Origin of the sequence: Nakamurella flavida (assembly GCF_030811475.1) — a bacterium.
Lineage (GTDB): Bacteria > Actinomycetota > Actinomycetes > Mycobacteriales > Nakamurellaceae > Nakamurella > Nakamurella flavida.
This window is the reverse complement of sequence record NZ_JAUSQV010000001.1, coordinates 2,948,667-2,969,687: the sequence shown is the minus strand read 5'-3', so window position 1 is coordinate 2,969,687 and position 21,021 is coordinate 2,948,667. Positions and strand designations below refer to the sequence as shown.

Genomic DNA, 21,021 nt, shown 5'->3' with positions numbered 1-21,021 from the left:
CCCGGGGGACCGGACGGGACCAGTGTGGCCGCACGACGATGTCGACCCGGTGAGCCGCGACGCTCAACCGGCGAGTTCCTTCTCCAACGGGGTCCGGAAACGCGGGACGATCCGCACCCCGTCCATCCACCCGGTGAGGGCCTCGGCCCGGTCGGCGATGCGCGCCGCGGTCTCGGCCCCGACGTCCTCCAGCAGGGAGAACACCACGGCTCCGTCCGGTCGCTGGGCCCAGCCGCCCACGATGCGGCCGTCCGCCCACACCGTCGGCCCGACGTTGCCCATGGTGTCGAACAGGGCGGCCTTGTGCCCGCCCAGGTAGAAGTCCCGCTGCGACCAGCCCATCGGAGTGGCGTCCAGGGCCGGGAGCAGCGCCACCCAGGGCTCCGGCGGCGGCACCGGATCGACGTCCTGCGCCAGCACCAGGGCGGGGCCGGTGGCGACCTCGACCTCCACCGGCTGCAACCGGGCCAGCGCCGCCTTCACCGTCCGGCCCGCCCAACCCGTCCACCAGGCGATGTCGGTCGCCGTGGCCGGGCCGAACGCGGCGAGGTAGCGGCGGACCAGCTCGACCTGGGCGTCGGCGGTGTCGAGCACGGCACGGTGCGGCGACTCCGGGCCGTGGTCGGCGAACCAGGTCTCGGCCGGCCACCACACGTACTGGCTGCTGACCCAGGTACCGGCGGGTCGGCCGCGGACGATCAGCCCCCGGGTGGAGAGCAGCAGGAGCACCCAGGTGGTGATGCTGGACTGCCCGCCGTACTTCTTGCCGGGCGGCGCGGGGAAGGCGAACCGCAACTCCGGGACGTCGGTGGACAGCTGTGCGGCGGTCGCCGACCCGCGGGCCCGCAGCGCCGCGAGGGTGGCCTCCTCGACCTGCCGGAGCCAGGCTCCGTCACCCCCGCCCGCCTCGGCGATCAGCTTCTCGTAGCGGGTCCGCTGGACGACGGCCACGGCCTCCGTCGCCGCGGCCTGCATCACCGGGACCAGATCCAACGGGGCGATGAACATCGTCCGGCGGATGCCGAGCATGCGCAGCAGCACCCGGTCGTCGTACAACGCCCGGGCCGTGTGCGCGGTGGGGCCCAGGCCCGTCCGGGCGGCGGCGGCCACGTACACCCCGGCCGGATCGGTGGCGTGCAGGGCGACCACCGCGCGAGCCGCCGCCACCGGGTCGGCCACCGGCCGGGCGAGGGCATGGCGCGCACCCAGGCGAGCCCGCCGCTCGGCGTCGTCGATGTACCGCACCCCGGCAGCCGCTCCCGTCACGGCACAGTGGTACCACCGGCGCCCGACAGCGGGTCCGGTCGGGACGCGGTTCGCGGCCCGCCCCGGCGCGGCTGTGACAGCCTGCAGGAGTGCCCTCCCTCCCGTCAGGACCGACCACCGAGCCGACCGCCCACCCGACCTCGCGTCCGACGGACGACCTGACCGACGTCCTGACCGAGGTGGCCCGGCGGGCCCGGCCGAACGCGCGGGACGGGGACACCGACGGCAACGAGGAGAACAGCGAACCCGGCCGGTTCGCCGTCGCCCTGTGCGAGCTCGACGGCACCGAGCACGTCACCGGGGACGCCGATGTCGGCTTCCCGGTCCAGAGCGTGGTCAAGGTGTTCGCACTGACCGCGGCCCTGCGGCTGGTCGGCGAGAACGTCTTCACCCGGGTCGGCCGGGAACCCTCGGGAGATCCGTTCGACAGCCTGATCCAGCTCGAGCGCGAGCACGGCATCCCGCGCAACCCGTTCATCAACGCCGGCGCGGTCGTCGTCTGCGACATCCTGGTCCAGGCCACCGGATCGGCCGGAGCGGCGGTGGCCGCGGTCACCGACCTGCTGGCCGACCTCGTCGGCGAGCGGCTCGAGCCGGATGCCGACGTGCTGGCCGAGGAACGCGCCGGGGCCGAGCTGAACATCGCCATGGGCTGGCTCGTCCGGTCGTTCGGCAACGTCACCCACCCGGTGGACGAGGTGGTCGACGCCTACGTCCAGCTGTGCGCGCTGACCGTCACCACCCGCGGCCTGGCCCGGGCGGCGCGGTTCCTGGCCAACGACGGGGTCGACCCGCGGACCGGTGGACGGATCCTGACCGAGCCGTTGGCCCGGCGGGTCAACGCACTCATGCTGACCTGCGGCACCTACGACGCGGCCGGTCAATTCGCCTACGACGTGGGCTTCCCCTGCAAGAGCGGGGTGGCCGGCGCCGTGATGGGTGACGTCCCGGGTCGGTACGGGGTCTGCGCCTGGTCGCCGCCGTTGGACGAGGCCGGCAACTCCGAGGCCGGCCGCGTGGCGCTGCACCTGCTCAGCGAGCGCCTGGACCTGTCCCTGCTGTAGCGCCCGCGCGGCCACCGGCGGGCCCTGGATACCGTGTCGCCCATGCAGACCCAGCTGCGTCACAACCCGTCGTTCACCGTCGCCCGCGCCTTCCTCGGCCCGCGCGAGCAGATCCGCATGGAGGGCGGCGCCATGATGGCGCACAGCCAGGGGGTGACCCTGGAGGCGCGGGCCGAGGGCGGCGTGCTCGCCGGGCTCAAGCGCTCGGTGCTGGCCGGGGAGTCGTTCTTCGTCACCACGTACACGGCGCCGGCCGACGGCGGCTGGATCGACATGGCCGGGGTGCTGCCCGGAGACATCGCCGTCATCGACATCGCCCCGGGCCGGCCGTACTTCCTGGCCAAGGGCAACTGGATCGCCAACGCCGCAGCGGTGCAGATCGACACCCAGTTCGGCGGCATGGCCAACCTGTTCGGCGGGGAGGGCGGCTTCGGGGTCCGCGCCTCGGGCAGCGGCCAGGCCGTGGTCAGCGTCTACGGCGCCATCGACGTGTTCGACCTGCAGCCCGGCCAGGTCGTCACCATCGACACCGGTCACGTCGTCGCCTACGAGCTCGACATGCGTTTCGAGATGCGCCGGGCCGGCAGCGGGATGCTGAACTCCATGAAGAGCGGCGAGGGCTTCGTCTTCGACTTCACCGGCCCCGGCCGGGTTCTGCTGCAGACGCGCAACCCCTCGGCGTTCGCCCAGTGGGCCGGATCGGTGGCGCCGGGCAACAACCCGAAGGGCGGGCTGGGCGGGATGTTCGGGCGGTGAGACGGCCCGACACGCGGCACGGGTGAGCTTGTCGGCCTCCCGGTCGTCCCGGCGACCGCACCCGGGGCGGGGTGACCGTGGCTCGCATCCGCCGACGGAAGATGGTCTTCATCGACGTCTGGCCCGATCACGACATCTCGTCGGCGGCCAGGACGTTCGCCGCGCAGAGTTCGCCGGTGTTCGAGCTCTACATCCGCGGCCTGCACGCCGGCGAGAAGAGAATCGCTGCGACCACCTCCTGGTGCCGCTTCGTCCTGACCGATCAACCCGTGGCGCATCGCCACCACACCCTTCTCGGGCCCGATTTCGCCGTCATCACCGAAGAACCGCCCGACAGCTTCGGGCTCAGTGACGGCGGATGGGCCCGCTTCGACCCCGCCCTGATCGCGCTGCCGCCCGCGGATCGCGGTCCGGCCTACCTCGACTGGTTGCACCAACGGATGGTGCGCCTGGCGGAGCTGCGCGGCTGGGACCGACGGCCACTGGAAGACGCCCGGCAGTACTGCCTGGACCGGAGTGTCGAGGCCCGGTTCGACGGTCCCCGCCGTCAGAGCCCCGACCGCCGGCACACTGCCGCCCTGAGCCTGCACATCGACCCCGACGGCCTGCGCCACGTGGCCCTCACCGTCCGGAACAGAGCACGGGAGGTCATCACGGCGCGGACCACGACCGCCCGCCCCTTCTTCTGCGACTTCCATGACTGGCGATCCGTCCAGCGACAGGTGCGCTGGCTGTCACCGACGATGTTGAGCGTCGGCGACGAGTACTCCCTCCCCTACCTCGCCCCGCTCGCTCGGGTGGACATCACCGAACCCGGCGTGGGCTGAGCGGCCCTGGCCTCAGGACTTCTCGTCGGAGTACTTGTTCTCGATGAACCGCGGCGCCAGCGTCTCCATCTGATCGAGCACCAGTTTGATGGCCTCGGGCCGCTTGTCCGGCGGATACCCGTGCTTGGCCAGAAGTCGCTTGATCGACGAGCGCAGCTTGGCCTTGACATCGTCTCGGTAGGCCCAATCGGTGCGGATGTCCCGCTGCATCACAGTCACCAACTCGCGGGCGATGTCGGCGAGGACCCCCTCGCCCTGGACCTGGACCGCGGACTCGTTCTCGGCCACGGCGTCGTAGAAGGCCAGCTCGTCGTCGCTGAGCGGTGGCGCAAACTGCTCTCCGCGCTTGGGCTCTGCAACCGCCTCGCGGGCCAGCGAGATCAGCTCGGCGATCACCTCGGCGGACGTCAATTGCTGGTTGGTGTACCTGCGCATCAGCTCGGCCACCCGCTCGGCGAACGCGCGCTGTCGGATGGCGTTCGTCCGGGTCGCTTCTTGCGATTCCTTGGCCACCAGGTTGCGGAGGGCCTCGATCGCCAACTGCGGGTTCGTTGCCTTGCTGGCCTGATCTGCGAACGTGGGTGTCAGGTCGGAGAGGGACGGGCGGGGCATCCCGGCCGCCTGGCCGCCTGGCCGCCAGCTCAACCCGCCCGCACCGGGGACCGCCGCGGCCACAGGGTGGAGCTGATGGCCCACAGGAGCTCCACGCCGAGGATGACGCCGAGCAGCGGCAGCGAGCCGGTCAGCTCGGCGGTGCGGGAGGGGTCGTCGACCCAGGCCGTGAGCCCGAGCAGCACTCCGCCGGCGATGGCCACCGCCAGTGCCGTCCGTCCGACATCGGCCCAGCACAGTCGCGTGTAGGCGCTCCCCGTCGCCCGCACCGGGGCCGGGCCGTTCGCGAAACGGTGGGCGAACCGGGCGTCGGCCCACGCCACCATCCGATGGCCGTAGGCCACGGAGAAGCCGAGGTAGTAGGCGGCGACGCTGTGCTGCCAGGTGGCCGTCGCGCCGGACCCGAGGTGGACGGCCGTGGCCACCAGGAGGACGACGTCGCAGACCGGGGCCAGGACGAGCAGCCCCGCCCCGAGGCGGGGGCGTCGGAGGACGTACCGCGCGATGAGCCCGGCGGCCACGGCCACCCAGAACCCGATCTCGCAGGCCACGATGACGGCCAGGACCATGACGCCTCCCTTGTGCGCACAGTCGTACGCATCACGGCAAATTAGCACGACTGTGTACATTCGGCCCATGCCACGGGTGGACCACGACGCACGTCAGGTGGCCGTCGGCGAGGCGGCGTGGCGGGTGCTGCTGCGGGAGGGCCCCCGGGGACTGTCGGTGCGATCGGTAGCCGCCGAGTCCGGGCTGGCCACCGGTTCGATGCGGCGGTCCTTCCCCACCCAGGCGTCGCTGGTCGCGTTCTGCTTGGACCTGGTGCGACGCCGGGTCACCGGGCGGATCCAGGCACTGCCCACCGAGGGGGAGCCGGCCGACATCGCCCTGCGCATGCTCAGCGAACTGCTCCCGCTGGACGCGGATCGCCGGATGGAGATGGAGGTCTTCCTCGCCCTCGGATCCCTGGACCCGGGCGACCGCGAGCTCGAAGCGGCCCTGACCACGGCCCATGCCGATCTCGCCGACCTCTGCCGCCGACTCGTCGACGCCCTCGCCCCGGACGCCGCCGAGCGGGACGGGCGGACGCTGCACGCACTCCTCGACGGACTCGCCCTGCATCTGGTCCGGCAACCCGCCGACGCGTCCGGAGAGTGGGCGGTCGACGTGCTGCACGGGCATCTGGACTCCCTGGGCTGACCGGCCGGGCACAGGAACGGCACAGGCTCCGCCCAGCCCACGCCTCGGGCGGGGGGCGAGATTCCTCCCATGACCATCGTGACGTCGCTCCCCTCCCCCGCGCGGATCGCTCCGGTCGGCCGATGGCGGTCGGTCGGCGCCCAGGGGGTGCGCTTCGCCCTGGTGGGCGGGACGATGACCGGGGTCCAGCTCGCTCTCTACGCCTTCCTCGCCGGCTCGCTGGGCAGCCAGGCCGCCAACCTGCTGTCCTGGTTCGTGGTCACCGTGGCCACCACCGCAGCGCACCGCCGGTTCACCTTCCGTCTGCCCGGCCCGGGGTCCGAACGTGACCACCTCGTCGGGCTGGGCACCAGCCTGGGCGGGCTCCTCGCCTCCGCCCTCGCGCTGTCCGCCCTCTCCGGCGTCGGTGGCTCTCTCGTGCAGACCGTCGGCGTCGCCGCGGCCACCGGGGTCGTGGGTGTCGGCCGCTTCCTGGTGCTCCGCCGGTGGATGCGGCGAGGCACCCCGTCGACCGGCCACCCGGAGTCCGCCCCCACGGACACCACCACCCCCACGGCCCCTACGACAGCGGGTGTGGTGCTCGCGGGCTAACCACGCCACGACGGGGCGACCTACCGTGGGGCATGGACCGACGCGCCCAGGGCCTCCTGCTGCTCGTGCTCGCGGTGCTGGCCGCCCTGGTCGTGCCCAACCTCGGCGCGCGCAGTGTCCCCGGCCTGCCCCGGGCAGCAGCGATCCCCGGCCCGCCGAACACCGGTGACTGCCTGCTCGATCCCCTGCAGTCTTCCTTCGAACCGTCCACCGGCCGACGGATCTGGACCGGGACACCCCGGTACGCACCGTGCGCCGGGGACCGGGTCGGTGAGGTCGTCCTGGTCGAGCCGGACGTGGACCGCCGACCGCGCACCCGCTCCCTGGCGTACCGCCCGAGCGACACCTGCACCGCGGCCGCCGCCGCCTTCATCGGTCTGCCGCCGGACCTGGCCGGCCGGGACCGCGTGTTCGGCACCTGGTTCCCGGCGGTCTCCGCCCCCACCGTGCGGCTCGCCCCCGACGTCGTGCAGTGGGCCGGAGGTCAACGCTGGGCCGCCTGCGTCGTCCTCACTCCCGGAACCGCCGGCTCGACGGTCTACCCGACCTCGCTGCGCGGCACCTTCGAGGCCGGGCTCCTCCCCCAGGCCTTCGGTACCTGCTGGGACACCACCGATCCGGTGTACTCGACCACCATCGACTGCGGGACCGCCCATGCGGCCGAGGGTTTCGGTTTCGCCGACGACCTCACCGGGACCACCCAGGAGGCGCTCGACACATCCTGCCGACGCCTGGTCGACGTGCTCACCGCCATGCCCGACGCCACAGCCGGCGGGACGCTCTCGGTCGGGGCCGCCGTCGTCCCCGACGAGGGCGAAGGCGGCAACGGATTCGCCCTGTGCCGGGTCGCCGCCCCGGCCGACCGGACCCTGACCGGCACCCTGCTCGGGTTGGGCACGGGCGAGATCCCCTGGGAATAGGGCGGGGCGGCGCCGGCGGCCCCAGCAGGCCGCCGACAGGTGCAGGTTCCGCGGTGGGCGGGTGGACTGTGATCGAGGTCTCGCGTCGGCGACGCCGGCGGTTTCGATCCGCTGACCATTGCGTGACCGAAAGAGATTGCTGCGTCATCTGTTCGACATCTGGTGCCCGCCACCTGGGCTGATTACCCAGTGACACTCGTTGTCGCACAACGTGCGCTGAGTCGGAGATCCGTTTCGCCCACAGCAACCGCGGGCACACTCGGCAGTGGCTGCCCGGCCATTCTGCAGTCGAGGAACAGGAGCTCCCATGTCGTCGCACCGGGGTCGAGCTCCACGCACCACCGGCCGGGCCGCACTGCTGGCCGCCGCGATGTCCGCCGCGTTGATCCTGTCCCCGGGAACGGCCACCGCGCAGCCCGTCGAGCCAGTCCCCCAGGGGGCGGCCCCGGCGCCGACCCCGGCGCAACTGGCCGTCTGGGGCAGCGCTGCGGCCGGTGCTCGCGGCGTGGAGCAGAGCGTGGCCGTGCTCGACCGGGCCACCGGGGAGCTGGTCGCCTCCGTCGGGGGCGACGAGGTCTACAACACCGAGTCCGTGCTCAAACTCTTCACCGCCGCGTACTACCTGATCCAGGCCGACGGGGAACCCGACGCCGACCTGTCCGGTGCGCTGGAGTCGCTGATCGAGGTGTCGGACAACGGCATCCAGTCGGCGTTGTGGGACTACGACATCATCCCGACCATCGTCGAGCGCTACGGGCTGAGCGGCACCCGCAACGGCCCCAATGCCTCCTCGGGCACGTGGGGCTCGGACCGGACGACCGCGGACGACCAGGTGCGCTTCCTGGCCGCGGCGGCCGCCGATCCGTTGGTCGGCCCGTTCCTGTTGGACACCATGGCCGACACGCAGGAGGAGGGCACGGACGGCTTCGACCAGGACTTCGGCCTCAACGCCCTCACCGGGGTGCACGGTTCCAAGCAGGGGTGGAGCGACCCGGGCTGGACCCCGGCCAACCTGCATTCCGTCGGCTACACCGCGCGGTACTTCGTGGCGATCCTGCAGACGTCCCCGGATGCCAGCTACGCGACCATGCGGGCCACCTCGACGGCGACGGCCGAATCCCTGGCCGCGCTCGACCCACCGGTTGCCCCGCCCGCGCCCGAACCGGCGCTGCTGTGGTCGATCGTCCTCGGCCCGCTCGTCCGATGGGGCGAGACCCTCCCCGTCCGGGACTGATCCGCATCGGTACGGGACCCACCACCCGACTCGCGCGATCGGGTGGGCCTGGTCACCACGGGTAGGTGCGCCCTACGCTGTCCGGGTGAACGAGGACGCAAGAGGTGAACTGCAGCCGGTCATCCGGGCCGGCGAATCCCTGCTGTGGGCCGGGCGGCCCGATCCGGCCTGGCGCTGGCGGCGCGGGGATCTCGCTGCCACGGCGACCGGGGTGGTCTTCGGTGCGTTCATCACCTTCTGGCTGTCCCTCGCGATCGGCAACGGCGCCCCGTTCTTCTTCCCCCTCTTCGGCTCGGTCTTCGCTCTCTTCGCGCTGTGGATGCTCATCGGCCGGTGGTTCTACCGGGCGGCCCGGGCCCGGCGCACCGCCTACGGGTTGACCCCCACCCGGGCGTACATCGTGGTCAAGGGCTCCGTGACCACCCACCCGCTGCGGGAGTCGTTGACCGTCCGGCGCAGTGGTGAGCACGTCGACGTCGTCTTCGCGGACGAGACCCGCCCCGGCCGGGGCTGGACGGCTGTCGGCAACACCGGGGCCGAGTTCATAATGCGGTCCCGCTACGACGCGGCGTTCTACGACGTGGCCGACGCCGACGGCCTGCTCGGTGCCCTGGACCGCGCCCAGCGGTCGGTCACGAAGGACTGACCGACCCGGCGTCCCCGCCCGCCGTCCGGCGCGGGGTGATCACCCGACGCAGGGCGGCGAGCCGCCCCCGGCGAGCGGCAGCCGACGCCCGTTCGGCATCGCCGTCCACCACCCGCCAACCCGACCGGCCGGTGCCGGTGAGCAGCGGGTGCCGCTGCAGGACGCGGCCGGTGCGCGGGACGTCCGCGTCGCCGACCTCCCCGAGCAGGGCGAACATCCCGCTCCGCGAGTAGGTCGGGAACCCGGCCCGCTGTGCCCGGCGGACCAGGTCGACGTCGGCCGGCCAGGGTCGGCCCGGGCGGGTGTCGGTCCACAGGCCGTCGACCTCGATCGCGCACCCGGTGACCCGCATGGCGCGCAGCAGATGGCGGGACCGGACCCGGTCCGGCTCCAGATGATCGACCCCCGCCCGGAGCGCGCTGAGCGGCAACGGCCCGAGCGCGCGGAGCATGCGGACCACGGTGCGCGCCATCCGGCGATCGCGGTACGTCGGTAGGTGCCGCCACTGGGTGATTCCCAGTCGGCTCGCCGCGGCCTCCCGGCCCTCGACGTACTTGGTGAACCCGCTGGCCGTCGTGGCCAGCAACCCGCCCCAGGTCAACGCGACCACGATGGGCGTCTTCAGCTGGGTGAAGAGGTCGTCGGTGCCGATGTCCGCGTCGCTCTCCAGCACGGCGGACGCGACGACGGCGATGCCCATCAGGGTCCACAGGGCGGCCAGGGCGCGCCCGGCCTCCCCGGCCTTGGCCCGGCCGACAGCGTCCGAACCCGGGTGCTCGCCGACCGCGTACGCCCAGCGGGCGGCGACGAGCACGCAGACGGCGTGCACCGCGAACGCCATCAGGAACAGCCGCTCCGTGGGGGTGAACTCGTTGTCCTGCAACGATTTCCACGCCAGATAGGCCGCCGCGCCCAGGTCGCCGTTCACCACCAGCGCGAAGCCGACCCATCCGGCCTGGTCCCGCCGGGCCGTGCCCACCGCGGCCAGCAGCACGCCGACGAAGAGCCCGAATCCGACCCACCCCATCGAGGTCGGGAGCGCGCCGCGACACGAGCCGTCGAACAGATCGAGCGCCACCCACCCGAACAGCAGCGAGGCGGTGAGGACGACACCGGCGGTCAACCGCAGGGCCACCCCTTGGACGACCCGGCTCCAGATCGGCCGACGGTGCTTGGCCCACCGGTCGGCGGCCAGCAGGATCGCGGCCGGCACGACCAGGACGAACACCACGAACAGCAGCAGCAGCGTGCGCGCCCCCTCCAACGGGGTGTCGGAGAGGACGATCTCGACCTCGCCGAGCGAACAGTCGGAGACGTCGGGGAGCGCGCTGCGGACGACCACGAACCCGACGAACAGCAGGGCGAGCACAGCAGCCGGCACCGCCAACCACGGGCTGTTGAGCAGACCCAGCCGGCGGGCGCGATAGCGGACCACCCAGCGGGCGAACCGGCGCGACGGGCGGTTCCACGTCAGGTCACCGGCGCACTCGGCGTCCCCGGCGTCCCCGGCCAGGGCATCGACGGGGCCGAGACCGTGCTGCTGCTGACCCACGTCCGACAGCCCCCGGTCACCCCACGGCCCGGCCGTTCTCCGGACTCAACGTGATGGGACGTTACCGTTCGTGATTGAGGTCGGTGTCAACTCCGCCGGATACGGACGATCCCCGGGCGGCGACCGGACGGGGCCGGAAGCCGCGCAGCCGCAGGCTGTTGGTCACCACGAACACCGAGGACAGCGCCATGGCCGCACCGGCCAGCATCGGGTTGAGCAACCCGAGGGCGGCCACCGGCAACGCGGCCACGTTGTAGGCGAACGCCCAGAACAGGTTGCCCTGGATGACGGTGAGGGTCCGGCGGGACAGGGCGATGGCGTCCACCGCGACCTGCAGGTCGCCCCGCACCAGGGTGAGGTCCGAGGCCTCGATGGCCACGTCGGTCCCGGTGCCCAGGGCGATGCCCAGATCGGCGGTGGCCAGGGCGGCGGCGTCGTTCACCCCGTCGCCGATCATCGCCACCACGGCCCCGCCGGCCTGCAGATCCGCCACCACGGACGCCTTCTGCACCGGCAGCACCCCGGCGATCACATCGGCCGGATCGATGCCGACCCGCGCGGCGACCGCCCGAGCGGCCGGGGCGGAGTCACCGGTCAGCAGGACCGGGCGCAGCCCCAGCGCGCGGAGGCCCCGGATCGCCCCGGCCGAGGTCGGCTTCACCGTGTCCCCGACCACCAGCAGACCGCGCACCAGGCCGTCCCAGGCGACGGCGACCGCGGCGAGTCCGTCGGCCTCGGCACGATCCCGGGCGTCGCGCAGCTCCGGCGGGAGGGCGAGCGACCAGTCGTCCAGCAAGGCGGCCCGACCGACGACCACGGCCCGACCCTCGACGACCCCCTGCACGCCGAGGCCGGGCCGGTTCGCGAAACCGTCCACCCCGGGCAGGGGACCGGCAGCAGCGGCCGCAGCGGCCACCGCCCGACCGACCGGGTGCTCGGAGGCGGCTTCCAGTGCCCCGGCCGTGCGGAGCAGCTCGGCCGTGTCGACCCCGGCGACCGGGACGACCGTGTGCAGGGTCATCACCCCGGTGGTCACCGTGCCGGTCTTGTCCAGCACCACCGTGTCCACCCGCCGGGTCGACTCGAGCACCTCGGGTCCCCGGATGACGATGCCGAGCTGCGCCGCCCGGCCGGTGCCGACCATCAGCGCGGTGGGCGTGGCCAGGCCGAGGGCGCACGGGCAGGCGATGATCAACACCGCGACCGCGGCGGTGAACGCGGCGGTCAGTCCGCCGCCGGTGAGCAGCCACCCGGCCAGCGTGCCCAGCGACAGGAGCAGGACGATCGGCACGAACACCCCGGAGATCCGGTCGGCCAGCCGCTGGACCTGGGCCTTCCCGTTCTGCGCGTCCTCGACCAACCGGGCCATCCGGGCGAGCTGGGTGTCGGCGCCGACCTGGGTGGCCCGGACGACGAGCCGCCCGCCCACGTCGACGGACCCGCCGGCGACGACGTCACCGGGCCCCACCTCCCGCGGGACCGACTCACCGGTCAGCTGGGCGACGTCGAGGGCGGACGACCCCTCCACCACCTCGCCGTCGGCGGCCAGCCGTTCGCCCGGACGCACCACGAACTCGTCACCGACCGCGAGCTCGTCGACGGGCAGCCGGTGCTCCCGGCCGGCCCGCAGCACGGAGACCTCCTTGGCCCCGGACTCCAGCAGGGTGCGCAGGGCCGCCCCGGCCTGCCGCTTGGACCGCGCCTCGGCGTACCGGCCGGCCAGCAGGAAGGTGGTCACCCCGGCCGCCGCCTCGAGATAGATGGCGTCGGTCCCGGCGCCGGCGGTCACGCCGAAGGTGAAGGCGTGCCGCATGCCCGTCATCCCGGCGTGCCCGAGGAACAGGGCGTAGAGCGACCACCCCAGGGCCGCCAGGGTGCCGAGGGAGACGAGCGTGTCCATGGTGGCGGCGCCGTGCCGCAGATTGGTCCAGGCGGCACGGTGGAAGGCGGCACCACCCCAGACGACCACCGGAGCGGCCAGCACCAGCGAGAGCCACTGCCAGTTGGCGAACTGCCACGGCGGCACCATCGCCAGCACCACCACCGGCAGGGTCAACGCGGCGGACACCAGCAGTCGGAACCGCAGCGCCGCCGTCGCCGACGGGCCGACCCCGGCCGGCTGCGGATCACGCCGCTCCCGATCGATCACCCGGGCCTCGTACCCGGCGGCCTCGACCGCCGACAGCAGAGCCGCGGGCTGCACCGACTCGGGCACGAGCACCCGGGCCTTCTCGGTGGCGTAGTTGACGGTCGCGGCGACGCCGTCGACCTTGTTGAGCTTGCGCTCGATGCGGTGGGCGCAGGACGCGCACGTCATCCCGGTGATCGCCAGTTCGACCTGGCGCAGGCTCTCGGTGGGACGGGCGGGGGTGGCGGAGACCGTCACGGGTCCTCCTCGGGGCAGTGCAGTGCGGGATCAGGCAGGGCAGATGGTGGACAGGGGTGCGGGAGGCACCGAGCCGGCAGGTCCGGACGGTGGTCAGCCGGCCAGGTGGTAACCGGCCTCCTCCACGGCACCGCGTACCTGGTCCTCGGTGACGGACGCGCCGACGACCGTCAGCAGGCCGCCGGCCAGGTCGACGGAGACGGACTGCCCCCCGGCGAGCTCGGTGACCTCCTCGGTGACCGAGGCGACGCAGTGCGCGCAGGTCATCCCGACGACCCTGTACTCGTGGACGGACTCGTTCTGCGCCATGGGTTCTCCCTGGATGTCGAGGTCCGCCGGACAGCTGTCAACGGCGGGTGGTGCGGTCAGGAACGGACGAGACGGGCGATGGCCTCGGAGGCCTCGCGCACCTTCTCCTCGGCCTCCGCGCCACCGACGGCGGCCGCCCGGACCACGCAGTGGCTCAGGTGGTCGTCCAGCAGACCCAGGGCGACCGACTGCAGTGCCTTCGTCATCGCGGAGACCTGGGTGAGGATGTCGATGCAGTACTTCTCGTCCTCCACCATGCGCTGCAGGCCGCGAGCCTGGCCCTCGATCCGGCGGAGGCGCTTGAGCACGTCGTCCTTGTTGCCGAGATAGCCGTGCCCCGCATGCCCCGTCGTCACCGCGGTCGCGTCCTCGTCCACGTCTCGACCATACCCCCCAGGGGTATCGACGGCAACGGAGCCGCTGGGCGGCGGGTGGCCGGCCCTTCTCCCCCGGCGTCCGGTGATCGACAATGCTCCGATGACGGACTCCGCCACCACCTCGATCCCGCCGCTGTCCACGCAGGACATGACGCCACCGGGTGACGGCCACATGGATCTCGGCCACCACCCGCGGACCGAGGACAGCGCCACCGTCTTCACCTCGTCCGGCAACTTCCCGAACATCGCGGACTACGCCTTCCTGTCGGACTGCGAGGTGAACTGCCTGATCGCCCCGTCCGGCGCGGTGGAGTGGATGTGTGTGCCGCGCCCGGACTCCCCCAGCGTGTTCACCCAGCTGCTGGACCGCTCGGGCGGCTCGTTCCGCATCGGTCCGTTCGGCGTCCAGGTGCCCACCGCGCGCCGCTACCTCCCCGGCACCCTCGTGCTGGAGACCACGTGGCAGACCCCGACCGGCTGGCTCACCGTCCGGGACACCCTCGTGGTGGGGCCCTGGCACAACATCGCCGAGCGGTCCAAGACCCACCGGCGCTCGCCCACCGACACCGACGCGCGTCACGTCCTGCTGCGCACCATCAAGTGCGTCAACGGCACCGTCGATCTCTCGGTGTCCTGCGAGCCGGTCTTCGACTACGCCCGGATCGGTGCGACCTGGGCCTACCCGGGTGAGGACTACGGCACCATCGTGGCCACCGCCGACGGCCAACCCACCCTCACGCTGACCAGCTCGCTGCGCATGGGCGTGGAGGGCCGGCTGGCCATGGCCCGCAGCACGATGAAGGCCGGGGACAGCCACTACGTGGCGCTGTCCTTCTCCGACCTGCCCGGCCCGGTGGACCAGGCCGACGCCGAGCAGCAGCTCTGGCGGACCGGGGAGTTCTGGCGCGACTGGCTCAGCCGCGGCACCTTCCCCGACCACCCCTGGCGCTCGTACCTGCAGTCCTCCGCCCTGGCCCTGAAGGGACTGTCGTACGCGCCCACCGGCGCCCTGCTCGCCGCGGCCACCACCTCGCTGCCGGAGACCCCCGGGGGCGCCCGCAACTGGGACTACCGGTTCTCCTGGATCCGTGACTCCACGTTCGCCCTGTGGGGGCTATACACGCTCGGCTTCGACCGGGAGGCGAACGACTTCTTCTTCTTCATCCACGACGTCACCCGGGACAACCCCAACGACCTGCAGATCATGTACGGCGTCGACGGGCAGCGGACGCTCACCGAGTCGACCCTGGACCACCTGTCCGGGTACGACGACGCCCGACCCGTCCGCATCGGCAACGGCGCCTACGACCAGCAGCAGCACGACGTGTGGGGAGCCCTGCTCGACTCGATCTACCTGCACACCCGGTCGCGCGAGGGGCTGGCCGAGGAGCTCTGGCCCATCGTCCAGGCCCAGGTCGAGCAGGCCGCCGCGCACTGGCGGGCGCCGGACCGCGGCATCTGGGAAGTGCGTGGCGAGCCGCAGCACTTCACCTCGTCCAAGATCATGTGCTGGGTCGCCCTGGACCGCGGGGTGCGCCTGGCCCGCATCCACGACTCGCACGACACCGCCGACAAGTGGCAGAAGATCGCTGACGAGATCCACGAGGACATCTGCACGAACGGCGTCGACGAGCGCGGTGTCTTCGTGCAGCGGTACGGCTCCGACGCGCTGGACGCTTCCCTGCTGCTGGCCCCGCTGCTGCGCTTCCTGCCGCCGGAGGACGAGCGCATCCGCCGCACCGTGCTCGCCATCGCCGACGAACTGACCCACGCCGGACTCGTGCTGCGCTACAAGGTCGACGAGACCGACGACGGGCTGGCCGGCGAGGAGGGCACGTTCACCATCTGCTCGTTCTGGATGGTGTCCGCGCTGGTGGAGATCGGCGAGCTGAACCGGGCCCACCAGCTGTGCGAACGGCTGCTCGCCCTGGCCTCCCCCCTCGGGCTGTACGCCGAGGAGCTCGACCCGGCCACCGGACGGCACCTGGGCAACTTCCCGCAGGCGTTCACCCATCTCGCCCTGATCAACGCCGTGACCCACGTGATCCGGGCGGAGCAGAGCCAGAGCGCGTTCGGGTTCAACCCGGCCAACCGGCACTGAGCCGCGCTCCCGCCGGACCGGACCGGTCCGGCGGGAGGACCGTCAGCGGTGAGCGCCGCGGGGCCGGCGGCCGAGCAGGAGCAGACCGGCGCCCACGAGGACCAGCACCAGGGCCGGCACCACCGCGGTCAGCGACACCCCGGTGGAGGCCAGGGCAGCATCCGTCCGGGCAGCCGCGGCGGGCCGGTCCGTGGCTCCGCCCCAGCGGTCCGCTCCGGCCACCCTGGTCGTCACCACGCGCCAGGGGCCGCCCGACCCGTCACCCGGCCGGGCCGCGCCCACCCCGGCATCCCGCCCGTCGGCCAGGACCTGCAGGCTCACCTGCCGGGTCGACGTGACGGTCGTGGTGGCGGTGCTGGTCACGGTCGGGGTGCTGGGCGTGGTCTGGGTGCTGGGCGTGGTCTCCGTGCTCGGCGTCGTCTCGGTGCTCGGTGTGCTGTCGGTACTGGGCGTGGTGTCCGTGCTCGGCGTGGTGTCCGTGCTCGACGTGGTCTCCGTGCTCGGCGTCGCCTCCGTACTCGGCGTGGTGTCCGTGCTCGGCGTGGAGGTCGGCGGGCACGGCGTGGTCGTCGAGGCCTGCCGCGTCACCCGGATCACGGTGGGGTCGGCCGGACGCGCGGGCAGCGCGACGAAGCCCTGGGGATCGATGGCCGGGTACCCGGGAATCGTGCCGATCTGGACCATCTGCAACCGGGTGCCGCCGGCCGTCGCCCCCTGCACCTCGATGTCCAGGCAGCCGTCCGCTCCGGTCGCGAGCAGCGGGGGAGACGCGATCGCGTACGGGTACCCGCCGGGATCCTGCACCGCGAACGGCACATCGGCCAGGCCGGCGCCGGTGTCGGCGTCGACCAGGCACAGGCCCACCCAGGCGGTACGGGCGCGGATCATCACGAACTCGTACGTGGACGGGTCGTCCGTCGGGCCTGTCCGGATGTCCGTGGGACCGGAATCGAACGGCAGGTAGTCCTGCACGGTGCCGACCAGGGCGACCCGGACCGGGGCGCCCGGCGGGATGCCCGGCAGCTGCACCGCCGCCCCCTCCCCGGGGGTGCTGAACGGGGACGGCCCCACCCGCACCGTCACCCCGGTGGCGACATCGGTGACGTCGAAGAAGGCGCCCTCGACGGGAAGGGCCCCGGTTCCCTGGTCCAGCGGGACGAGGAAGAGGGCGGAGTCCGTCTCCCCGTCCTGCGGCTGCAGCTGGACGACCGGTCGCTGATCACCCAGCGGGGCCGGAAAGGCCACGAAACCCGTGGGCGCGATCCGCGGGTACCCCGGAACGTCGTTGCTCTGCACCATCACCAGCCGGGTCCCGCCCGGATAGGCCCCCTGCACCTCGACATCGATGCAGCCGTCCGTACCGGTGGCCGAACCCGGGGACACGGCCGGGTAGGCGGTACCGCCGTCGTCCTCGATCCCGAACTCGATGCCGGACACCCCCGCGCCGGTCACCGCGTCGACGACGCACAGACCCACCCAGGCCGTGGACGACCCCAGCACCACGAACCGGAAGCTCCCCGGCTCCTGCGGGGTACCCGTCCTGATCTCCGTCGCACCGGAGTCGTACGGCAGATGCCCGGCCAGGGTCCCGACCTGTCGGATCCGGACCAGCGCACCGGCGGGGATGCCGGGCAGCAGGGTCGGCCGCCCCTCCTCCGCCGCAGGGAACGGGGTCGGACCGACCTGCACGCTCACCCCCGTGGCCACGTCGGTGACAGAGAAGACGGCGCCGTCCACCTCGAGCGCCGCGGTGCCCTGCTCCCGGGCGTCCAGGTAGAGCGCGGACACGTCGCCGGGCGCCGCCGACGCCGTCCCGGCCGCACCGAACGTGCCGAGGGACACCCACCCCAGCACCACGGCCGCGGCGAGCAGCAGGGCGGCCGCCCGACGCCCGCGCGCCGCGCCGCGACCGCGTCCCGGCGGGACCGATGCAGGAGGATTCTCTCGATCCGACACGTGTGCCCCCAGGACGTCACCCGAAAGAACGTCTGCCGCCCCGAAGACGCCAGTACGCACCCCCCGATCCGGTCGATCGAATCCTCGACCAACCCGGCCGGGGGATACATCGCTGGTGACCTGGATCACAAAGATGAGAAGAGGGCAGGTCGCCTGGGTATGGCGGCGGGGCGGCCCGCCACCCTCCGGTCGCTAGGGTTCGTCGTGGTGCCTGGAGGTGGACTGTCCTCCGCCGGGGCGCCCGAGGAGGAACGCTCATGCCGCAGTCGCCCAGGTCCATGCCGTCGACGGGTCGCTGGGGCCGCGCCTGCGCGGTCGCCGCTCTCCTGGGCCTGGCCGGGCTGGCGCCCGCGCCCTCGGCACTCGCCGACCGGATCTCCGGTGACGGGTCCGTCGCTCTGCATGCCGCGGCCGAACCACCGTTCCGACTGGCCGAGCGCATCACCGACGAGTCCGGGGTGCTCTCCGGCAGCGAACGCACCGAGGTGCAGACCGCGCTGACCCAGCTGCAGGACGAGGATCAGATCCAGCTCTGGGTCGTCTTCGTCGACGACTTCGCCGGGCAGACGGGCACGGACTGGGCCGAAGCCACCGCCGACGTGTCCAACCTGGGTGCGAACGGTGTCGTCCTGGCCGTCGCACCGGGCTTGAGGGAGTACGGCTTCGCCGTCGGTCCAGGTTCCTCGCTGTCGCTGAGCGCGCAGCAGGACATTGCCGTCCAGGACATCGAACCCCAGTTGAGCAACGAGGATTGGTCGGGCGCAGCCATCGCCGCTGCCGACGCGTTGCGCTCGCAGATCGGTGGTTCTACCTCGGGATTCAATCCTGCCCTGATCGCAGGGGGGGTGGTCGTCGTCGGCGGTGGTGGGTACCTGCTGTACCGACGGGGCCGGAAGAAAGCCGGCACCGCGGCCGCCGACGGCACCGATCCCACCACCCCGGTGGGCGAGCCGGAGGAGCCTTACCAGCAATTGTCCGACCGCAGCGTGAGCACCCTGATGGCCACCGACGACGCCGTCCGGCAGAGCGAGTTCGAGCTGAACGCGGCGCGCGACCAGTTCGGCGTCGAGGCCACCGAGACGTTCCGGGTGGCCTTCGAGCAGGCCCGCGCCGAGCTCACCGCGGCCTTCGAGATCCGCCAGCGGATCGACGACGAGGTCGAGGAGAGCGAGGCCGAGCGGCGCGCGATGATGGCGCAGATCCTCACCCGGTGTGAAGCCGCCGACGCGGCCCTGGACGAGCAGACCGAGCGCTTCGAGGCCCTGCGCGATCTGCGCAGCCGCCTGCCCCAGGTGCTGTCCGAGCTTCCCGCCGGGATCGATGCGCAGCGGTCCCGCCTGCCCGGGGCACAGTCACGGATCGACTCCCTCGCCCAGCGGTACTCGCCCGCCGCGCTGGCCGCGGTGTTCGGGAACGTCCCCGAGGCGGGCCACCGCCTGGACTTCGCGGCGGAGTCGCTGCAGGAAGCGACGCGGGCGTCGGCCGCCGGCACGGCTCCGAGCCCGGCCCCGACCTCACCCGGTGCCACCACGGCCACCGCGCCGGAGGGCATCCCGCTGCCCGGCGCCCCGGGCGGAGGCCCGGCCACCGCGCAGCCGCCGGTGGACCAGGTGCTCGCCGCCCGCACCGCGCAGGAGGCGCTGCAGCAGGCCACCACCCTGCTCGACGCGATCGAACGGGCTGACACCGAGCTGTCTGCTGCCGTCACCCGACTCGCCGGGTACCGCTCCGAGGTCGCTCAGGAGCTGACCTCGGTCCGTGGTGCGCTCGCGGCGGCCCCCGCGGGCCCGGCCACGGCCGATCTCTCCGGGCGGTTGGACGCGGTGGCCACCGTGATCGACCTGGCCGGCACCCCGGGGGCCGCAGCCGATCCGGTCACCGCCCTGCACAAGCTCGAGGAGGCCGATCAGGCCCTCGACGTGATCCTGGCCAACGCGACCAACGCCCAGCAGTTCCAGCAGCGGTCGGTGGCCCAGCTGCGTCAGGTGCTGAGCACGGCGCAGTCCGAGGTGGCCACCGCGCAGGACTACATCGGGACCCGACGGGGGGCCGTGCAGAGCCAGGCCCGCACCCGGGTCGCCGAGGCGCAACGACACCTCGACCAGGCCCTCGCCCTGGCCGACACCCGGACCGACGTCGCGCTCACCGAGGCGAACGAGGCGAGCCGGCTCGCCCGGGAAGCGATCTCGCTGGCGCAGTCCGACCGGGACCAGTTCGGCTCCTCCGGTGGAGGCGGCAACCTGACCGGGGCCATCCTGGGCGGACTCATCGGCGGCATGGTCAGCGGCGGCTCCCGCGGCCGTGGGTACGGCGGCGGGGGATTCGGCGGCGGGGGGTTCGGGGGCGGCTTCGGCGGCGGGTCCCGCGGCGGTGGCGGCGGCTTCGGCGGCGGCGGTGGGTCTCGAGGGGTCGGCGGGCGCTTCTGACGATCCGCTCGGCGCCGCCCGGGGCGGAACGTCGATCGGTGTTTCAGCCCCGCCCGCCAGGGTTATCTGCGATGTGTGCAGGCCCGGCCGGGTCGGTGATCGCCCGCAGACGGGGACCTGAATGACCGAGATGACGCAGGCCTGGCCGGCCAGGGCCGTACGACCTCTGGAGCGCATGACCTCGCTCGACCGGCCGGCGGACCTCATCGACCACGCCATCGACACCGTGCCCAGAGCCGTCCGCCGCGTACTGCACGGCACCTGGCTCGGGCACCCGGTCCATCCGATCCTGATCACCGTCCCGATCGGGTGCTGGACGTCGGCCGGCCTGTTGGACATCGGCTCGAAGAACCACGCGGCGGCCAAGAGGCTGGTCGGGGCGGGCCTGATCGGGGCGGTCGCAGCGGCGGCCACGGGCTGGGCGGACTGGCGGGAGACGACGGGGGCCGCCCGTCGGGTGGGGCTGGTGCACGCCTCGGCCAACGCCGTGGCCGTCGGTCTCTACTGGCGGTCGTGGCGACTCCGAGCGGCCGGGCGGCACGGAGCGGGAGCGCTCGGGGCGCTGGCGGGAGCGGGTGCCATGGGTCTGGGCGGCTTCCTCGGCGGGCACATGTCCTACGCGCTGGGCGCGAACGTCGGCTCGGCCAACCCGGCCCGGGCCGCCGGTCCCGCCCCGGTCGTGCCCGACCCGGTCGTTCCGGCTCCCGCTGCTCCCGACCCGGCCGTCCCCGGCCCGACCGCGACGGGACCGGTCGCCGGGTAGGACGTGCTCGTCCCGGCGGGTCCGCGTGGAGATCC

Annotated in this window: 18 protein-coding genes and 1 pseudogene; 11 read left to right on the top strand and 8 right to left on the bottom strand. The window is 73.0% G+C overall.

Annotated elements, in window-relative coordinates; translation table 11 throughout:
• Positions 1–63: 63 nt before the first annotated feature.
• Positions 64–1,266, bottom strand: a complete 1,203-nt coding sequence (locus tag J2S58_RS13135; RefSeq protein WP_306828514.1) for a winged helix DNA-binding domain-containing protein — start codon at positions 1,264–1,266, stop codon at positions 64–66.
• Between the two features lie 89 nt (positions 1,267–1,355).
• On the opposite strand from J2S58_RS13135, the gene glsA reads away from it, so the two are divergent.
• From glsA to J2S58_RS13120, 3 genes are all read left to right on the top strand, one after another.
• Entirely contained in the window at positions 1,356–2,330 is a 975-nt protein-coding gene (gene glsA, locus J2S58_RS13130; RefSeq protein ID WP_205256677.1) for a glutaminase A, read from the top strand.
• A gap of 42 nt (positions 2,331–2,372) precedes the next feature.
• Positions 2,373–3,086 (top strand): TIGR00266 family protein, encoded by a 714-nt coding sequence (locus J2S58_RS13125; protein WP_205256678.1) that lies wholly within the window; start codon positions 2,373–2,375, stop codon positions 3,084–3,086.
• A 71-nt stretch (positions 3,087–3,157) separates the two neighbouring features.
• Positions 3,158–3,913, top strand: a complete 756-nt coding sequence (locus tag J2S58_RS13120) for a hypothetical protein (protein ID WP_205256679.1) — start codon at positions 3,158–3,160, stop codon at positions 3,911–3,913.
• A 12-nt stretch (positions 3,914–3,925) separates the two neighbouring features.
• Here J2S58_RS13120 and J2S58_RS13115 read toward each other — a convergent pair.
• Together J2S58_RS13115 and J2S58_RS13110 are read right to left on the bottom strand one after the other, a co-directional pair.
• A pseudogene (locus J2S58_RS13115) lies at positions 3,926–4,537 on the bottom strand (DUF3387 domain-containing protein); the annotation flags it as partial.
• Positions 4,538–4,554: 17 nt separating this feature from the next.
• A complete protein-coding gene (locus J2S58_RS13110; RefSeq protein ID WP_344470401.1) occupies positions 4,555–5,094 on the bottom strand; it encodes a hypothetical protein in 540 nt (179 codons plus the stop codon).
• Between the two features lie 67 nt (positions 5,095–5,161).
• Here J2S58_RS13110 and J2S58_RS13105 point away from each other — a divergent pair, with 67 nt between their 5' ends.
• The 5 genes from J2S58_RS13105 to J2S58_RS13085 all read left to right on the top strand — a co-directional run bounded on the left by J2S58_RS13105 (position 5,162) and on the right by J2S58_RS13085 (position 9,116).
• Positions 5,162–5,725 carry a TetR/AcrR family transcriptional regulator gene (locus tag J2S58_RS13105; RefSeq protein WP_205256682.1) on the top strand — a complete coding sequence of 188 codons (564 nt, stop codon included), beginning with the start codon at positions 5,162–5,164 and terminating at the stop codon, positions 5,723–5,725.
• Between the two features lie 69 nt (positions 5,726–5,794).
• The gene (locus tag J2S58_RS13100; protein ID WP_205256683.1) at positions 5,795–6,316 is read left to right on the top strand and encodes a GtrA family protein; all 522 of its coding nucleotides are present in this window, start codon (positions 5,795–5,797) and stop codon (positions 6,314–6,316) included.
• A 32-nt stretch (positions 6,317–6,348) separates the two neighbouring features.
• Complete coding sequence (locus tag J2S58_RS13095) at positions 6,349–7,236, top strand: septum formation family protein (RefSeq protein WP_205256684.1); 888 nt, start codon at positions 6,349–6,351, stop codon at positions 7,234–7,236.
• Positions 7,237–7,543: 307 nt separating this feature from the next.
• Complete coding sequence (locus J2S58_RS13090) at positions 7,544–8,470, top strand: serine hydrolase family protein (protein ID WP_205256685.1); 927 nt, start codon at positions 7,544–7,546, stop codon at positions 8,468–8,470.
• An 85-nt stretch (positions 8,471–8,555) separates the two neighbouring features.
• Complete coding sequence (locus J2S58_RS13085) at positions 8,556–9,116, top strand: hypothetical protein (protein ID WP_205256686.1); 561 nt, start codon at positions 8,556–8,558, stop codon at positions 9,114–9,116.
• Here J2S58_RS13085 and J2S58_RS13080 read toward each other — a convergent pair.
• The 4 genes from J2S58_RS13080 to J2S58_RS13065 form a co-directional block, all read right to left on the bottom strand.
• Complete coding sequence (locus J2S58_RS13080; RefSeq protein ID WP_205256687.1) at positions 9,103–10,668, bottom strand: hypothetical protein; 1,566 nt, start codon at positions 10,666–10,668, stop codon at positions 9,103–9,105. The two genes, J2S58_RS13085 and J2S58_RS13080, sit on opposite strands and share 14 nt — an antisense overlap.
• 61 nt (positions 10,669–10,729) lie before the next feature.
• Positions 10,730–13,054 (bottom strand): heavy metal translocating P-type ATPase, encoded by a 2,325-nt coding sequence (locus tag J2S58_RS13075; protein ID WP_306828506.1) that lies wholly within the window; start codon positions 13,052–13,054, stop codon positions 10,730–10,732.
• Between the two features lie 93 nt (positions 13,055–13,147).
• Positions 13,148–13,363, bottom strand: a complete 216-nt coding sequence (locus J2S58_RS13070; protein WP_205256688.1) for a heavy-metal-associated domain-containing protein — start codon at positions 13,361–13,363, stop codon at positions 13,148–13,150.
• A 56-nt stretch (positions 13,364–13,419) separates the two neighbouring features.
• Positions 13,420–13,740 carry a metal-sensitive transcriptional regulator gene (locus tag J2S58_RS13065; protein WP_344470323.1) on the bottom strand — a complete coding sequence of 107 codons (321 nt, stop codon included), beginning with the start codon at positions 13,738–13,740 and terminating at the stop codon, positions 13,420–13,422.
• 100 nt (positions 13,741–13,840) lie between these two features.
• Between J2S58_RS13065 and J2S58_RS13060 the strand changes: the two genes are divergently transcribed.
• On the top strand, positions 13,841–15,841 hold the full coding sequence (locus tag J2S58_RS13060; RefSeq protein ID WP_205256689.1) for a glycoside hydrolase family 15 protein: 2,001 nt from the start codon (positions 13,841–13,843) through the stop codon (positions 15,839–15,841).
• Between the two features lie 42 nt (positions 15,842–15,883).
• On the opposite strand, the gene J2S58_RS13055 is transcribed toward J2S58_RS13060, so the two are convergent.
• Entirely contained in the window at positions 15,884–17,797 is a 1,914-nt protein-coding gene (locus J2S58_RS13055) for a hypothetical protein (protein ID WP_205256690.1), read from the bottom strand.
• 257 nt (positions 17,798–18,054) lie between these two features.
• Between J2S58_RS13055 and J2S58_RS13050 the strand changes: the two genes are divergently transcribed.
• Positions 18,055–20,223 carry a TPM domain-containing protein gene (locus tag J2S58_RS13050; protein ID WP_205256691.1) on the top strand — a complete coding sequence of 723 codons (2,169 nt, stop codon included), beginning with the start codon at positions 18,055–18,057 and terminating at the stop codon, positions 20,221–20,223.
• Positions 20,224–20,344: 121 nt separating this feature from the next.
• Positions 20,345–20,986 (top strand): DUF2231 domain-containing protein, encoded by a 642-nt coding sequence (locus J2S58_RS13045; RefSeq protein WP_205256692.1) that lies wholly within the window; start codon positions 20,345–20,347, stop codon positions 20,984–20,986.
• The last annotated feature ends 35 nt before the right edge of the window (positions 20,987–21,021 follow it).

What these genes read in the sequence shown, in the direction of transcription:
- J2S58_RS13060 (WP_205256689.1), top strand. Translation starts at nt 13,841, where the DNA reads ATGACGGACTCCGCCACCACCTCGATCCCGCCGCTGTCCACGCAGGAC.
- J2S58_RS13125 (WP_205256678.1), top strand. Translation starts at nt 2,373, where the DNA reads ATGCAGACCCAGCTGCGTCACAACCCGTCGTTCACCGTCGCCCGCGCC.
- J2S58_RS13090 (WP_205256685.1), top strand. Translation starts at nt 7,544, where the DNA reads ATGTCGTCGCACCGGGGTCGAGCTCCACGCACCACCGGCCGGGCCGCA.
- J2S58_RS13110 (WP_344470401.1), bottom strand. Translation starts at nt 5,094, where the DNA reads ATGGTCCTGGCCGTCATCGTGGCCTGCGAGATCGGGTTCTGGGTGGCC.
- J2S58_RS13045 (WP_205256692.1), top strand. Translation starts at nt 20,345, where the DNA reads ATGACCGAGATGACGCAGGCCTGGCCGGCCAGGGCCGTACGACCTCTG.
- J2S58_RS13105 (WP_205256682.1), top strand. Translation starts at nt 5,162, where the DNA reads ATGCCACGGGTGGACCACGACGCACGTCAGGTGGCCGTCGGCGAGGCG.
- J2S58_RS13095 (WP_205256684.1), top strand. Translation starts at nt 6,349, where the DNA reads ATGGACCGACGCGCCCAGGGCCTCCTGCTGCTCGTGCTCGCGGTGCTG.
- J2S58_RS13100 (WP_205256683.1), top strand. Translation starts at nt 5,795, where the DNA reads ATGACCATCGTGACGTCGCTCCCCTCCCCCGCGCGGATCGCTCCGGTC.
- J2S58_RS13070 (WP_205256688.1), bottom strand. Translation starts at nt 13,363, where the DNA reads ATGGCGCAGAACGAGTCCGTCCACGAGTACAGGGTCGTCGGGATGACC.
- J2S58_RS13050 (WP_205256691.1), top strand. Translation starts at nt 18,055, where the DNA reads ATGCCGCAGTCGCCCAGGTCCATGCCGTCGACGGGTCGCTGGGGCCGC.